The 14,961-nt window shown below is 51.9% G+C and carries 13 protein-coding genes and 3 tRNA genes; 12 read left to right on the forward strand and 4 right to left on the reverse strand.

Annotated features, from left to right (window positions below):
• Positions 1-22: 22 nt before the first annotated feature.
• The gene (gene seqA / locus RTM06_RS16020) at positions 23-562 is read right to left on the reverse strand and encodes a replication initiation negative regulator SeqA (RefSeq protein WP_061717375.1); all 540 of its coding nucleotides are present in this window, start codon (positions 560-562) and stop codon (positions 23-25) included.
• A gap of 248 nt (positions 563-810) precedes the next feature.
• On the opposite strand from seqA, the gene ybfF reads away from it, so the two are divergent.
• The 4 genes from ybfF to fur all read left to right on the forward strand — a co-directional run bounded on the left by ybfF (position 811) and on the right by fur (position 3,490).
• A complete protein-coding gene (ybfF, locus tag RTM06_RS16025; RefSeq protein WP_312183503.1) occupies positions 811-1,575 on the forward strand; it encodes an esterase in 765 nt (254 codons plus the stop codon).
• A 167-nt stretch (positions 1,576-1,742) separates the two neighbouring features.
• Complete coding sequence (gene ybfE, locus RTM06_RS16030) at positions 1,743-2,018, forward strand: LexA regulated protein (protein WP_007890670.1); 276 nt, start codon at positions 1,743-1,745, stop codon at positions 2,016-2,018.
• 137 nt (positions 2,019-2,155) lie between these two features.
• Entirely contained in the window at positions 2,156-2,686 is a 531-nt protein-coding gene (fldA, locus tag RTM06_RS16035) for a flavodoxin FldA (RefSeq protein ID WP_008107028.1), read from the forward strand.
• Positions 2,687-3,040: 354 nt separating this feature from the next.
• On the forward strand, positions 3,041-3,490 hold the full coding sequence (fur, locus tag RTM06_RS16040) for a ferric iron uptake transcriptional regulator (RefSeq protein ID WP_007890672.1): 450 nt from the start codon (positions 3,041-3,043) through the stop codon (positions 3,488-3,490).
• A 58-nt stretch (positions 3,491-3,548) separates the two neighbouring features.
• Here the strand turns inward: fur and RTM06_RS16045 are convergent, their stop codons facing one another.
• From RTM06_RS16045 to nagE, 3 genes are all read right to left on the reverse strand, one after another.
• Positions 3,549-3,944, reverse strand: coding sequence for a hypothetical protein (locus RTM06_RS16045; protein ID WP_061717378.1), 396 nt, complete (start codon positions 3,942-3,944; stop codon positions 3,549-3,551).
• A gap of 235 nt (positions 3,945-4,179) precedes the next feature.
• Positions 4,180-5,847 (reverse strand): glutamine--tRNA ligase, encoded by a 1,668-nt coding sequence (gene glnS, locus RTM06_RS16050; RefSeq protein WP_312183506.1) that lies wholly within the window; start codon positions 5,845-5,847, stop codon positions 4,180-4,182.
• Positions 5,848-5,999: 152 nt separating this feature from the next.
• Positions 6,000-8,033, reverse strand: a complete 2,034-nt coding sequence (nagE, locus tag RTM06_RS16055; protein ID WP_293796482.1) for an N-acetylglucosamine-specific PTS transporter subunit IIBC — start codon at positions 8,031-8,033, stop codon at positions 6,000-6,002.
• A gap of 337 nt (positions 8,034-8,370) precedes the next feature.
• On the opposite strand from nagE, the gene nagB reads away from it, so the two are divergent.
• From nagB to RTM06_RS16095, 8 genes are all read left to right on the forward strand, one after another.
• Positions 8,371-9,171 carry a glucosamine-6-phosphate deaminase gene (nagB, locus tag RTM06_RS16060; RefSeq protein ID WP_312183509.1) on the forward strand — a complete coding sequence of 267 codons (801 nt, stop codon included), beginning with the start codon at positions 8,371-8,373 and terminating at the stop codon, positions 9,169-9,171.
• A 59-nt stretch (positions 9,172-9,230) separates the two neighbouring features.
• On the forward strand, positions 9,231-10,379 hold the full coding sequence (gene nagA, locus RTM06_RS16065; protein WP_312183511.1) for an N-acetylglucosamine-6-phosphate deacetylase: 1,149 nt from the start codon (positions 9,231-9,233) through the stop codon (positions 10,377-10,379).
• A 7-nt stretch (positions 10,380-10,386) separates the two neighbouring features.
• Complete coding sequence (locus RTM06_RS16070; RefSeq protein ID WP_137385370.1) at positions 10,387-11,607, forward strand: N-acetylglucosamine repressor; 1,221 nt, start codon at positions 10,387-10,389, stop codon at positions 11,605-11,607.
• Positions 11,608-11,649: 42 nt separating this feature from the next.
• Positions 11,650-12,402 (forward strand): HAD-IIA family hydrolase, encoded by a 753-nt coding sequence (locus RTM06_RS16075; RefSeq protein WP_036649098.1) that lies wholly within the window; start codon positions 11,650-11,652, stop codon positions 12,400-12,402.
• Positions 12,403-12,719: 317 nt separating this feature from the next.
• Positions 12,720-14,387 carry an asparagine synthase B gene (asnB, locus tag RTM06_RS16080; protein WP_312183514.1) on the forward strand — a complete coding sequence of 556 codons (1,668 nt, stop codon included), beginning with the start codon at positions 12,720-12,722 and terminating at the stop codon, positions 14,385-14,387.
• 215 nt (positions 14,388-14,602) lie between these two features.
• Positions 14,603-14,679 (forward strand) — tRNA-Met (locus tag RTM06_RS16085).
• Positions 14,680-14,686: 7 nt separating this feature from the next.
• A tRNA-Leu gene (locus RTM06_RS16090) sits at positions 14,687-14,771 on the forward strand.
• A gap of 21 nt (positions 14,772-14,792) precedes the next feature.
• Positions 14,793-14,867 (forward strand) — tRNA-Gln (locus RTM06_RS16095).
• Positions 14,868-14,961 lie beyond the last annotated feature (94 nt).

Here is a 14,961-nt window from a genome sequence, read left to right on the forward strand (position 1 = left end):
GCGCTTCTCCCTGACGCTTCAGTTAAATGGTGCCGCGAACTTTCTCTGTCAGTTCCTGTGGGAACTGCATAGCCAGCATGATGTGTTCCACCATGCTGCATTTGCGACCTGTATTGGTATTCGTGATCACCCAGTACGGCGTGCCGGGAACATGCTTCGGCTTGGTATGGGTGCCATTTTGCAGCAGCGTGTGCTCGTCGCCCGCAAAGTAGACGCGGGTACGGCCCTGCAACGAGGCAGTCGCTTCAGCAAACGCCGCCGGATCAAGACGATAGAGCGTTGACAGTACCAACATGAAGCGGTTAACCGCCTTATTCTGCTCGGCATATTCATCGGAGAGCAGCAGCTCACGTACCGCGCGTACGCGATCCTGAGGACGCGCTTCGCGGCTGGCAGGTTGCGCTTCTTTCACTGATGCACCAGCGGCGGGCGCAGCAGGTGCGCTCTGTCCGGCGGTGAACTTCAACATGCGGCGCAAAATATCAGAGGCGCTTTCACCAATGTGCTGCGTGTGGCTGGCAATATAACGGTAGAGTTCTTCGTCAACTTCAATCGTTTTCATCTTTTTCCGTACGATTCTGGCAAATGACAGAACCACGCATTAATGCAACGGCCTTAGCAAAATCCAGTCGTGCAAAACGTGAGCGGGTTCTAACATAAGGATTATAAAGTTAAATCCGTGGCAGCCGATAGCGTTGGCAACGTTTCCAGGCAAAAGTCGGAATATGCCCTAATGCCTTCCGGCCTGACTGCTGGACAGGTGAATCCATGATAACCTAAGCCAAGGTCACAACCGTAAGAACTTTAGCCATGATTTTGAACGCCCGTCTGCAAACTGAACAATCTGCCCCCGACGCCACACCGATTCTATTGATCCATGGTCTTTTTGGCAGCCTTGATAACCTTGGCGTGTTGGCGCGTGGGGTGCGTGACGCACGTCCGACGCTGCAGGTTGATGTGCGCAACCACGGCTTGTCGGCACGCAGCGATGAGATGAATTATCACGTGATGGCGCAGGACATCGTCGAAACGCTGGATGCGCACCATATCGATCGCGCGGGTGTGATAGGACACTCGATGGGCGGCAAAATCGCCATGGCGCTCAGTGCCATCGCGCCGGAACGTATCGAAAAAATGGTGATGATCGATATCGCGCCCGTTGATTACCAAACGCGCCGCCATGACGAAATTTTTGCCGCTATTCGGGCCGTGAGCGCCGCGGGCGTCACGCGCCGCAGCGAAGCCGCTGAAGTAATGCGTCAGCATATTGATGAAGAAGGCGTGATCCAGTTCATCCTCAAATCTTTCGCAGAGGGCGAATGGTGCTTTAATGTGCCGGTGCTGTGGGATAACTACAGCACCATTTCCGGCTGGGAAGAGATTCCTGCGTGGCCGCATCCGGCACTGTTTATCCGCGGCGGCGACTCGCCTTATCTGGATAATCAGCATCGCGATGCGATGCTGCGTCAGTTCCCGCAGGCGCATGCACATGTGATCAGCGGAGCTGGACATTGGGTGCACGCCGAGAAACCCGATGCGGTGTTACGCGCCGTTCGGCGTTTTTTTAACCTGTAAAAGCAAAAGCTTGCCGCTTGCGCTTTAGGGTTGGCGTCAGGGAAGGCGCTGGAGTATGATGTCGCGCTAAAAATTTGCCACGGATATTTTTTCACCGTGGTCGGGCCGATAATGTTTTAATCGCGCAGCGCCTTTCCGCCGTTCGCGCCCACTCAGTTTTACAAACCATGGCAAAAGAACAGACAGACCGCACGACGCTTGATCTCTTCGCAGACGAGCGGCGTCCTGGTCGCCCGAAAACCAGCCCGCTGACGCGTGATGAACAGTTACGCATCAACAAACGCAACCAGCTCAAGCGCGATAAAGTGCGTGGGCTGCGTCGTGTTGAGCTGAAGATGTCGAGCGAGGCGGTTGACGCGCTCAGCACGCTGGCCGATCAGCAAAACATCAGTCGCAGCGAATTGATTGAACAAATGCTGCTGGCACAACTCAAACTGTCGTAACACGCGGAGACCGCACGCTGGAACACAAAGTCACGGCTTTACAAGTTCCGCACTTTTTACCGGTCTGCTATTATTCGCATAACTGTGCAGTCAACTGACTTACTTTCACAATCAGGATTCAAGAGGTTACCTAACCCATGGCAATCGTAGGCATTTTCTTCGGCAGCGATACCGGCAACACTGAAAACATTGCAAAGATGATCCAGAAACAACTGGGTAAAGATGTCGCCGAAGTGCATGACATTGCTAAGAGCACCAAAGAAGATCTCGATGCGTTCGACATCCTGCTGCTGGGCATTCCAACCTGGTATTACGGCGAAGCGCAGTGCGACTGGGATGATTTCTTCCCGACGCTGGAAGAGATTGATTTCAATGGCAAGCTGGTAGCGCTGTTTGGTTGTGGCGATCAGGAAGATTACGCCGAATACTTCTGTGACGCGATGGGCACCATCCGTGACATCATCGAGCCTAACGGTGCGGTGATTGTGGGTCACTGGCCAACCGAAGGCTATCACTTCGAAGCCTCTAAAGGCCTCGCCGATGACAAAAACTTCCTGGGTCTGGCAATTGATGAAGATCGTCAACCAGAATTGACCAACGAACGTGTTGAGAAATGGGTGAAGCAGATCTTCGACGAGTTGCAGCTGAAAGAGATTATTGAAGCTTAATTCCCTGCTCTGCCCGATGTGCGCGCTGCCTCACATCGGGCAACGGAATTTCCTATAAAAATAATAGCTACGGTTTTTTAACTTTTCCCCGCAAATCTGTAGAATACCCGCAATGGTCATCCGCTTATTCCTCTGGCAGTAGAATGAGGCTGAGTGAAATGGAATCCAAAACCCAAGCGTCCTGAAGACATTAGTGACGTTATCCTTACAACCTTTGGTGATTAAGGACGTTGCCTTGGTTTTCATTTCACTGCTTGAGTTCTATAATGAGACGCAAATGAGAATGCGCGTTGACCTAAACATTCAAGGCCCCTGCGCCGCAAGTGACTAGCAAAGTAACAGGACAATATCCGCATGACTGACAACAACTCCGCATTGAAGAAGGCTGGCCTGAAAGTCACGCTACCCAGACTGAAAATTCTGGAAGTGCTTCAGGGACCCGGCCCCGAGTCCCATCACGTCAGTGCGGAAGATTTGTATAAGCGCCTGATCGATATGGGCGAAGAGATTGGTCTGGCAACGGTTTATCGCGTTCTTAACCAGTTTGACGACGCGGGCATCGTAACCCGTCATAACTTTGAAGGCGGTAAGTCTGTCTTCGAACTGACTCAGCAACATCATCACGATCATTTGATCTGCCTGGATTGTGGCAAAGTTATCGAATTCAGCGATGAATCAATCGAAACGCGTCAGCGTGAAATTGCTACTCGCCACGGCATCAAGCTTAGCAACCACAGCCTGTACCTGTATGGTCACTGTGCTCTGGGAGACTGCCGCGAAGACGATACGCTCCACGATAAGTAATTGAGTGTGCTATGCAGTATAAAAAAACCGGCTTAAGCCGGTTTTTTTATATCTGAAATCAGGCAACGAGCGTTTCCTGCAAGTAGCGCCAGCGCGGAATGGCGGTGCTGCAATCCAGCACCGCCAGAGAAATGCGGCTCTGATTGGTGCCATTCATCATCTGCAATTCACGATACTGAATCGTGACTTCCTCACTTTGCTGCGAAATGATGGCGTGCTCACTGGTGGCAATTCGCATCCCTTCACGCTGTCCCTGCAACTGGCGAAACAGTGTTTCCATCTCATTAAGATCAAGCTGTTTACCCTGTGGCGTGACCATTTTGAAGTCGGGATGAAAGTACGACAAGAACAGATCAATGCTGTCATCACTGCCTTCTGCCTGATTAAAAATACGTTCGATAAGCTGATGTAAAACCACCACGCTATGTTTGGCTTCCAGGGCGAGACTTGTCATTTTTTATCCTTTGATTACCCGCAGAGCAACGGCTGAGAGCGCATAGCCTACCTGAAAAAAAGTTTTTCACACTGGCAAATGGTTTAATTTTGCTAAAGTCAGAATAGTCGCAAATAAGGAATTAATGGCTAATTGCAGGGAGCAGCATAAAAGGTCGTATCTGGTTAAATCGAGACAATAAAAAAGGGCGATTGCTCGCCCTTTCATGATCATATCGTGCTAGCGACAAAAAATATTAATCGCCGATTTTTGCCCAGGTATCACGTAAACCAACGGTGCGGTTAAACACCAGCTTGGATGGCTGTGAATAGACGCTATCCGCACAGAAATAGCCTTCTCGTTCAAACTGGTACGGCGCCATTGGATCGGCTGCACGCAAACCTGGCTCCACGAAGCCCTGTTTGATTTCCAGTGAGTTCGGGTTGATGGTGGTGAGGAAATCCTCCGCCGCGCCCGGATTTGGCACACTGAAAAGACGATCGTACAGGCGGAATTCCGCTGGCAGCGCGTGAATCGCAGAAACCCAATGGATAACGCCTTTCACTTTGCGGCCATCGGCCGGATCTTTGCTCAGCGTATCAACGTCGCAGGTACAATAGATGCAGGTGATATTGCCCTCATCATCCTTCGCTACTCGCTCGGCACGGATCACGTATGCATTACGCAGACGCACTTCTTTGCCCAGCACCAGACGTTTGTACTGCTTGTTGGCCTCTTCACGGAAATCCGCGCGATCGATCCACACTTCACGACTGAATGGCACTTCTCGCGTGCCCATCTCCGGTTTATTCGGATGATTCGGCATGCTGATGATCTCTTCGTGACCGGCAGGCAGGTTCTCGATCACCACTTTCAGCGGATCCATTACGGCCATCGCACGCGGTGCGTTTTCATTGAGATCGTCACGAATGCACGATTCCAGTGAAGCCATCTCCACGATATTGTCCTGTTTGGTCACACCAATACGGCGGCAGAATTCACGGATGGAAGCGGCGCTGTAACCACGACGACGCAGACCAGATACGGTCAGCATGCGCGGATCGTCCCAGCCTTCGACAACCTTCTCGCTCACCAGCTGAGTCAGTTTACGCTTCGACATAACCGCGTATTCCAGATTCAGGCGTGAAAATTCGTACTGCCGTGGATGAACCGGAATGGTGATGTTATCCAGCACCCAATCGTACAGACGACGGTTGTCCTGGAACTCCAGCGTACAGAGTGAGTGCGTAATGCCTTCAATCGCATCCGAAATGCAATGGGTGAAGTCGTACATCGGATAGATGCACCACTTGCTGCCAGTCTGATGGTGATCGGCAAACTTAATGCGATACAGCACTGGATCACGCATCACGATGAAACTGGACGCCATGTCGATTTTGGCACGCAGACAGGCTTTGCCCTCTTCGAAACCGCCATCGCGCATCTTCTGGAACAGCGCCAGGTTTTCTTCCACGCTGCGATCGCGATACGGACTGTTTTTGCCCGGTGCCGTCAGGGAACCGCGATATTCACGGATCTCATCTGCTGACAGTTCATCAACATAGGCCAGGCCTTTGTTGATCAGCTCAACCGCATAGTTGAACAGTTGGTCGAAGTAGTCTGAGGAGTAATGAATGTTGCCGCTCCACTCAAAGCCCAGCCATTGCACATCACGCTTAATGGATTCAACAAACTCCAGATCTTCTTTTACTGGGTTAGTGTCGTCGAAACGCAGATTGCACTGACCTTGGTAGTCTTGCGCAATACCAAAGTTCAGGCAGATAGATTTCGCATGGCCAATATGCAGATAACCATTGGGCTCAGGCGGGAAACGGGTATGCACACTGTTGTGCTTACCGCTCGCCAAATCTTCGTCGATGATCTGACGAATAAAGTTCGTTGGGCGGGCTTCAGCCTCACTCATCTCAAAATCCTCAAAAACTATAACGGGTGATTTGTACCACGAAGTAACGGAGTATGATCCACAAAGCACAGGAGGGAAACAACCGTTTGTTGGTCGTTTTAAAACAAAAAAGGCAGGAATCGCTTCCTGCCTTCTGGCTCAATCACAAGGACTTAGCCTTTAACCTCGTACAGCGGGGTTTGGCCTGCAACCACTGAACCGGTTGCCAGTAAATTCAGACCAGCGAAATCATCGCTGTTGCTGACCACAACCGGACTGATCATCGAGCGGGCGTTGGCATTGAGGAAGTCTAAATCCATTTCCAGGATTGGCTGACCTGCAGTGACCGTTGTGCCCTCTTCAACCAGACGCGTGAAGCCTTTACCTTCCAGTGCCACCGTATCCAGACCCATGTGCACGACGATCTCGACACCGTTTTCCGCTTCGAGGCAGAACGCATGGTTGGTATTGAAGATTTTCACCACGGTTCCGGCGGTTGGCGCAACCACAGTTTTACCGGTTGGTTTGATCGCCAGACCATCGCCGACTGCCTTACTGGCGAACGCTTCGTCAGGCACATTTTCCAGCGCAACAATGTCACCGGTTACTGGTGCCAGCAGCGTAGCAATCACAGGTTTTTCGCTGTTAAGCACCGCCTGTGATTTCACAGCCGCAGCAGGCGCAGCCGTTGACGCGGCAGCAGATGCCGCAACCGGACCTTTGCTCAGGACAGTTTTCATTGCCATCGCAATGCTTTCCGCCTGAGTACCGACGATGACCTGCACGCTTTGTTTGTTCAGACGAATCACACCGGAAGCACCGAGACGCTTAGCCACACCTTCATTAACCTGCGCAGAATCTTTAACGTTCAAACGCAGACGAGTGATACAGGCATCGATGTGGGTCAGGTTTTCTGAGCCCCCCACCGCCGCAATGTAACGACGTGCCAGCGATTCAGTTTGGCTTTCACCGTTGCCGCTGTTATCGACATTGACGTCATAACCATCAGTTTCATCGCCCGCAGAGAGTTCGCGGCCCGGCGTCATCAGGTTAAATTTCTGGATGGTGAAGCGGAACACCGCGTAGTAGATAACGAAGAACACCAAACCTTGTGGGATCAGCATCCACCAGTGGACCGCCAGCGGGTTACGCGTTGACAGCACCATATCCACCAGACCCGCACTGAAGCCGAAACCGGCAATCCACTGCATGCTCGCGGCGATGAACACAGAAAGACCTGTCAGTGCCGCGTGAATCACATACAGCACCGGCGCCACGAACATGAAGGAGAATTCCAGCGGTTCGGTGATACCGGTAAAGAAGGCTGCAAAAGCCGCCGCCAGCATGATACCGCCGACTTTGGCGCGGTTTTCTGGGCGTGCGCAGTGGTAAATTGCCAGCGCTGCACCTGGAAGACCAAACATCATGATTGGGAAGAAGCCCGCCTGATAACGACCGGTGATGCCTGGAATACCGGTACCTTCAGCGATAGACTGCGCGCCGCCGAGGAATTTAGGAATATCATTAATGCCAGCAACGTCGAACCAGAATACCGAGTTCAGTGCGTGATGCAGACCAACAGGAATCAGCAGACGGTTAAAGAAGGCATAGACGCCCGCACCGATTGAACCCATTTTCTGGATGTGCTCACCAAAGCTCACCAGTCCACCGAAAATGATCGGCCAGATGTACATCAGCACGAAGGCGACGACGATCATCAGGAAGGAGACAAGGATCGGCACCAGACGGCGGCCGCTAAAGAACGACAGCGCTTTTGGCAGCTCAACGTGGCTGAAGCGGTTGTAAACCTCAGCAGAGAGAATACCCACCAGGATACCAACAAACTGGTTATTGATTTTACCGAAGGCGGCAGGCACTTGCTCGACCGGTATTTTCTGAATCATCGCTACCGCAGCCGGTGAACAGAGTGTGGTCACCACCAGGAAGCCGACGAAGCCGGTTAACGCTGCTGCACCGTCTTTATCTTTTGACATACCGTATGCCACACCAATGGCAAACAGCACGGACATGTTGTCGATGATCGCCGAACCGGATTTGATCAGCAGTGCCGCCAGCGCATTGCCTGCGCCCCAACTATCTGGATCGATCCAATATCCAACACCCATCAAGATTGCCGCTGCCGGCAGAGTCGCTACCGGCACCATAAGCGCGCGGCCGACCTTTTGCAGATATCCTAATACACTCACCTTATTCTCCCCCTATGAGACTGGCGTTTTGCCGTGGCGCAGGTTGATTTTATTATCCCGTCGCCCGGTACCTTGATGACACTTTTCACCACGAGGCGCAGTGTAAAGATAAATTAATTCGCCTCGCAAATTAAAACCACTACAACTGTGACTTTAATCACCAAAATGGTGGTTTGATAATGCGAAATGCTAGCCAGCACCTCAAACTTATTTTATGATGAAAAATATCGAATCGCACTTTTCCCGGATGGCTACGCTTAAACGCATTACGCTTAAAGGCAGAAAACTGTCAGAGAAACGGCAACTCCACATTTCCAATCTTAATTGAGGTGAAGACATGAGACTGATCCCGTTGGCCACACCGACCCAAGTGGGTAAATGGGCCGCACGCCACATTGTTAACCGCATTAATGCGTTTAAGCCTAGCGCAGAACGTCCTTTCGTGCTGGGTCTGCCAACCGGTGGAACACCACTGGAAGCTTACAAGCACCTGATTGACATGCACAAAGCGGGCCAGGTTAGTTTCGAGCACGTTGTCACCTTCAATATGGATGAGTACGTTGGCCTGCCAAAAGAGCATCCGGAAAGTTACCACAGCTTTATGTACCGTAACTTTTTCGATCATGTTGATATTAAACCGAAAAATATCAATCTTCTGAATGGCAATGCCGAAGATATTGACGCAGAATGTCGTCAATACGAAGAGAAGATCCGCGCTTACAGCAAAATTAACCTGTTTATGGGCGGCGTGGGCAACGACGGTCACATCGCCTTCAACGAACCGGCTTCTTCACTCTCCTCACGTACACGCATCAAAACCCTGACGCACGACACGCGCATCGCAAACTCACGTTTCTTTAACGGTGATGTGGATCAGGTGCCGAAATATGCTCTGACGGTCGGTGTCGGTACGCTGCTGGATGCCGAAGAAGTGATGATTCTGGTTACCGGCCATCTGAAAGCGCAAGCGCTGCAGGCGGCGGTTGAAGGTAACGTCAACCACATGTGGACCATCAGCTGCCTGCAGCTGCATGCCAAATCTGTCGTGGTCTGTGACGAGCCCGCCACCATGGAACTGAAAGTCAAAACCGTGAAATATTTCCGCGAAATGGAAGCGGAAAATATGAAAGGTGTGTGAGAACACGTTGTAATAAAACCTGCTGCGTTCAGGCAGCAGGCTTAGCTGGGAGAGAAACGATGTACGCATTAGTAAACGGCCGAATTTTTACCGGTCATGAAATACTGGACAATCATGCGGTTGTGATTGCGGATGGCCTGATTGAGCGCGTGTGTCCGCGTGATGCCCTGGACGCGGCAATTGCACAGCAGGATGTGGCTGGTGCGTTTATCGCTCCTGGTTTTATTGATTTGCAGCTCAACGGCTGCGGTGGCGTGCAGTTCAACGATGACATCAATGCACTGAGCGTTGAAACGCTGGAGATCATGCAGCGCGCCAACGAGAAGTCAGGCTGCACCAGCTATCTGCCGACGCTGATTACCAGCACCGATGCGCTGATGAAACGCGCCGTCGAAACCATGCGCGCCTATCTGGAAAAGCATCAGAATCAGGCCATCGGCCTCCATCTGGAAGGTCCGTGGCTGAATAAAGCCAAGAAAGGCACGCACAATCCTGAACTGATTCGTTTGCCGGATGCCGAGCTGGTAGATTTCCTGTGCGCCAATGCCGATGTCATTACTAAAGTCACTCTGGCACCTGAAAATGCAGGCAGCGAAGTGATTCGTAAGCTGCGCAATGCCGGCATCATTGTTTCAGCCGGTCACTCCAACGCAACTTATGAAGAATCAAAAATTGGCTTCAGCGCGGGCGTCAGTTTTGCCACGCATCTTTATAATGCTATGCCAACCTTTGCCGGACGTGAGCCAGGTCTGATCGGTGCGCTGTTTGATTCGCCTGATGTATACTGCGGCATCATTGCGGATGGTTTACATGTCCATTACGCTAATGTGCGCAATGCAAAACGCATTAAAGGCGACAAACTGGTGTTAGTGACGGATGCCACAGCACCGGCGGGCGCGTCGATTGATCAATTCATTTTTGCAGGCAAAACAATATACTATCGCGATGGCCTGTGCGTTGACGAGAACGGTACGCTCAGCGGTTCTGCCTTGACCATGATTGAAGCGGTGCAGAACAGCGTTGAACATTGCGGTATCGCTCTTGATGAAGCGCTGCGTATGGCGACGCTCTATCCGGCGCAGGCGATGGGTGTGGAGAAGCAGTTAGGCACGGTCGAAGCAGGAAAAGTCGCCAACCTGACTGTCTTTACCCGCGATTATCAAATCACTAAGACGTTCGTCAACGGAGACAGCGTCCTCAGCGAGTAAGCATTGAATGACCACTGGCGGCCAGTCTCAAATAGGAAATGTTGATCTTGTTAAACAACTTAATAGTGCAGCCGTCTATCGGCTAATCGATCAACAGGGGCCGATTTCGCGCATTCAGATTGCCGAACACAGTCAACTTGCGCCCGCCAGTGTCACCAAAATTACCCGCCAGCTCATCGAGCGCGGCCTCATCAAAGAGGTGGAGCAACAGGCCTCCACCGGTGGGCGTCGCGCCATCTCCATCATTACTGAAACCCGGCATTTTCATACTATAGGCGTGCGCTTAGGGCGTAATGACGCCACGTTGACGCTGTTTGATCTGAGTGGGAAATCGCTGGCGCAGGAAGATTATCCGCTGCCGGAGCGCACCCAGGAAACGCTGGAGAATGCGCTGTTCAATGCCATCAGCGCCTTTATGGCGGCGCATCAGCGGAAGATTCATGAGCTGATTGCCATTTCAGTGATTCTGCCCGGTTTGGTCGATCCCATTAACGGTATCATTCGCTATATGCCGCACATCGCGGTAAGTCACTGGCCTCTGGTTTCCAGCCTGAAAAAACGCTTTAACGTCACCAGCTTTGTGGGCCATGACATTCGCAGCCTGGCGCTGGCCGAGCACTACTTCGGTGCAAGTCGCGATTGCGCAGACTCCATTCTGGTGCGTTTGCATCGCGGAACCGGTGCCGGAATCATCGCCAACGGCCATATTTTCCTCGGCAGTAACGGTAACGTCGGCGAGATTGGCCATATTCAGGTTGATCCATTGGGTGAACGTTGCCACTGCGGCAACTTTGGCTGCCTGGAAACCATTGCAGCGAACGGTGCGATTGAAAACCGCGTGCGCCACCTGTTGAACCAAGGCTATCCCAGTTCATTAACCTTGAATGACTGTCTGATGCCGCAGATTTGCCGCGCCGCTAACCACGGCGACGCGCTGGCGTGTGAAGTGATTGAGTATGTCGGCCGCTATTTAGGAAAGGCGATTGCTATCGCCATCAACTTGTTTAATCCACAAAAAGTGGTGTTAGCCGGTGAAATTACTGAAGCCGATAAAGTGCTGTTTCCTGCCATTGAAGGGTGCATTAACACGCAGACGCTTCCCGCTTTCCGTAAAAACTTGCCGGTGGTGCGTTCCGAGCTCGATCATCGCTCGGCTATTGGCGCCTTTGCGCTGGCAAAACGCGCTATGCTGAATGGCATTTTGCTGCAACATCTGCTGGAAGAGTAATCACCAGCCTGCTTTTTTAGCGGGCCCGACCGGATGCAATTTATGACGATTAAAAGCGTAATCTGTGACATCGACGGCGTGTTGATGCACGACAATACCGCCGTTCCCGGCGCGAACGAATTTCTGCAGCGCATTCTGGCGAAAGATATGCCGTTGGTGGTGTTGACCAACTATCCTTCGCAAACCGCGCTGGATCTAGCGAACCGTTTTGCCAACGCTGGCATTGACGTCCCCGATTCAGTGTTTTACACCTCGGCGATGGCGACCGCCGATTTCCTGCGCCGCCAGGAAGGGAAAAAAGCCTACGTGATCGGTGAAGGTGCGCTGATTCATGAGCTGTATAAAGCCGGCTTCACCATCACTGATGTCAATCCAGATTTCGTCATCGTTGGAGAAACGCGCTCCTTCAACTGGGAGATGATGCATAAAGCCGCTTTCTTCGTGGCCAATGGCGCACGTTTTATCGCCACCAATCCCGATACGCACGCGCGCGGCTTTGTTCCGGCGTGCGGAGCGCTCTGCGCGGGCATCGAAACCATTTCCGGCCGTAAACCGTTTTATGTCGGCAAGCCGAGTCCGTACATCATGCGCGCAGCGTTAAACAAGATGCATGCGCATTCGGAAGAGACGGTGATTGTCGGCGATAACTTGCGCACAGACATTCTGGCAGGCTTCCAGGCGGGTTTGGAAACCATTCTGGTGCTGTCTGGCGTATCCACGCTGAGTGATATTGATGCCATGCCTTTCCGCCCGGATTGGATTTATCCGTCGGTTGCCGATATCGACCTGTTCTGAACCCAGTCATCACCTCTTCTTATAGCCCTGCTCATGCAGGGCTTTTGTTTTTTCTGGGGTTAAGCCTGAGTTTGCCGCTCGCAGCATGACCACAAAATGAACAAAAAGGCCATTTCATTAGATGACATCTAAAATAACCACGCACAAAGTGAATAATATTCAATATTACTTGCCCATCAACATTCTTTTTATCAAAGAATCGCAATTTTGCTTGCGCTAACACCACCATTTAGCGCATTTTCTTATGCATCACGCAGTCAAGGCTGCCGGACAAACGTAGAAATAACTTCGCCACAAGGTGAGATCAGGAGTCAGTTATGTGTTCAATTTTTGGTGTGCTGGATCTGAAAAGCGATCCTATTGAGCTGCGCAAGAAAGCGCTGGAATCTTCTCGTCTGATGCGTCATCGCGGCCCGGATTGGTCAGGTGTTTATGCAGATGATAAAGCCATTCTGGTGCATGAGCGTCTGTCGATTGTTGACGTTAACAACGGCGCACAACCGCTGTATAACGCTGACCACACCCACGTACTGGCTGTTAACGGCGAAATTTACAACCATCAGGCGCTGCGTGCGGAGTTGAGCGATCGTTACGCTTTCCAGACCGGTTCTGACTGTGAAGTTATTCTCGCGCTGTATCAGGAAAAAGGCGTCGATTTCCTCGACGAGCTGCAAGGCATGTTCGCCTTCATCCTGTGGGACAGCGTGAAGCAACAATATCTGATTGGCCGCGATCACATCGGCATCATCCCGCTGTATATGGGCAACGACGAGCACGGCAACCTGTATGTCGCTTCCGAGATGAAAGCACTGGTACCGGTGTGCCGCAGCATCAAAGAATTCCCGCCGGGAAGCTACATGTCGAGTGCCGATGGTGAAATCCGTCGTTACTGGCAGCGTGACTGGATGGAATATTCCGCCGTTGAACACAACACCACGGATGCCGCCGAACTGAAGCATGCGCTGGAAGAGTCCGTAAAAAGTCACCTGATGTCTGACGTGCCTTACGGCGTGCTGCTGTCCGGCGGTCTGGACTCATCCATCATCTCTGCCGTGACCAAACGCTTTGCTGCCAAACGTGTAGAAGATGCGGATAAGAGCGATGCATGGTGGCCGCAGCTGCACTCCTTCGCGGTTGGCCTGGAAGGTTCTCCAGACCTGAAAGCGGCGAAATCGGTCGCAGAACACCTTGGCACCGTGCACCACGAAATCCATTTCACCGTGCAGGAAGGTCTGGATGCGATTCGTGACGTGATTTACCACATCGAAACCTATGATGTGACCACCATTCGCGCCTCTACGCCGATGTATTTAATGTCGCGTAAGATCAAAGCGATGGGCATCAAAATGGTGTTGTCCGGTGAAGGTGCAGATGAAGTCTTTGGCGGCTACCTCTATTTCCATAAAGCGCCAAATGCCAAAGAATTCCACGAAGAGAACGTGCGTAAACTGCTGGCTCTGCACATGTTTGACTGTGCTCGCGCCAACAAAGCGATGTCCGCATGGGGCGTGGAAGCGCGTGTGCCGTTCCTCGACAAGAAATTCCTCGACGTGGCGATGCGCATCAACCCGGTAGACAAACTGTGCGGCAGCAACGGCAAGATGGAAAAACACATCCTGCGTGAATGCTTCTCTTCTTATCTGCCAGAGAGCGTGGCGTGGCGCCAGAAAGAGCAGTTCTCAGACGGTGTTGGCTACAGCTGGATCGATACGTTGAAAGAAGTGGCGGCGAAGCAAATCACTGACCAACAGCTGTCGACTGCGCACTTCCGCTTCCCGTACAACACGCCGAACTCGAAAGAAGCGTATCTGTATCGCGAGATCTTTGAAGAGTTGTTCCCGATCGCCAGCGCTGCTGAGTGTGTGCCGGGCGGTCCATCGGTGGCCTGCTCTTCTGCTAAAGCGATTGAGTGGGATGAAGCCTTTAAATCAATGGATGACCCTTCAGGCCGTGCCGTTGGCGTGCATCAGTCAGCGTACAAATAAGGTTTTTACTCAACAAGATAAGGGGCTCATTCGAGCCCCTTTTTTATGCAATCTATCGTACAACCTTTGAAATTTGCCGAATAAATCACCAGCCTGGTTACAAGCCAGACAAACAGGCGTTTTAAGGCGAAAAACGGCAAAAAAATTGTTGACGCTACAAGACTCAATACGCATAATGCGCCCCGCAACGCCGATGAAGGTTACGCGAAAAAGATGGCTACGTAGCTCAGCTGGTTAGAGCACATCACTCATAATGATGGGGTCACAGGTTCAAATCCCGTCGTAGCCACCATCTTTTTGCGGGAGTGGCGAAATTGGTAGACGCACTAGATTTAGGTTCTAGCGCCGCAAGGTGTGCGAGTTCAAGTCTCGCCTCCCGCACCATTTCAGTCTTCGGCAGCCGGATGGGGTATCGCCAAGCGGTAAGGCACTGGTTTTTGATACCAGCATTCCCAGGTTCGAATCCTGGTACCCCAGCCAATCCGGATTATGTTGTGGATACAAAATCGACGAATGGGATATCGCCAAGCGGTAAGGCACCGGTTTTTGATACCGGCATTCCCTGGTTCGAATC

The sequence above is a fragment of the Pantoea sp. CTOTU46764 genome, from assembly GCF_031974595.1.
GTDB classification, from domain to species: domain Bacteria; phylum Pseudomonadota; class Gammaproteobacteria; order Enterobacterales; family Enterobacteriaceae; genus Pantoea; species Pantoea trifolii.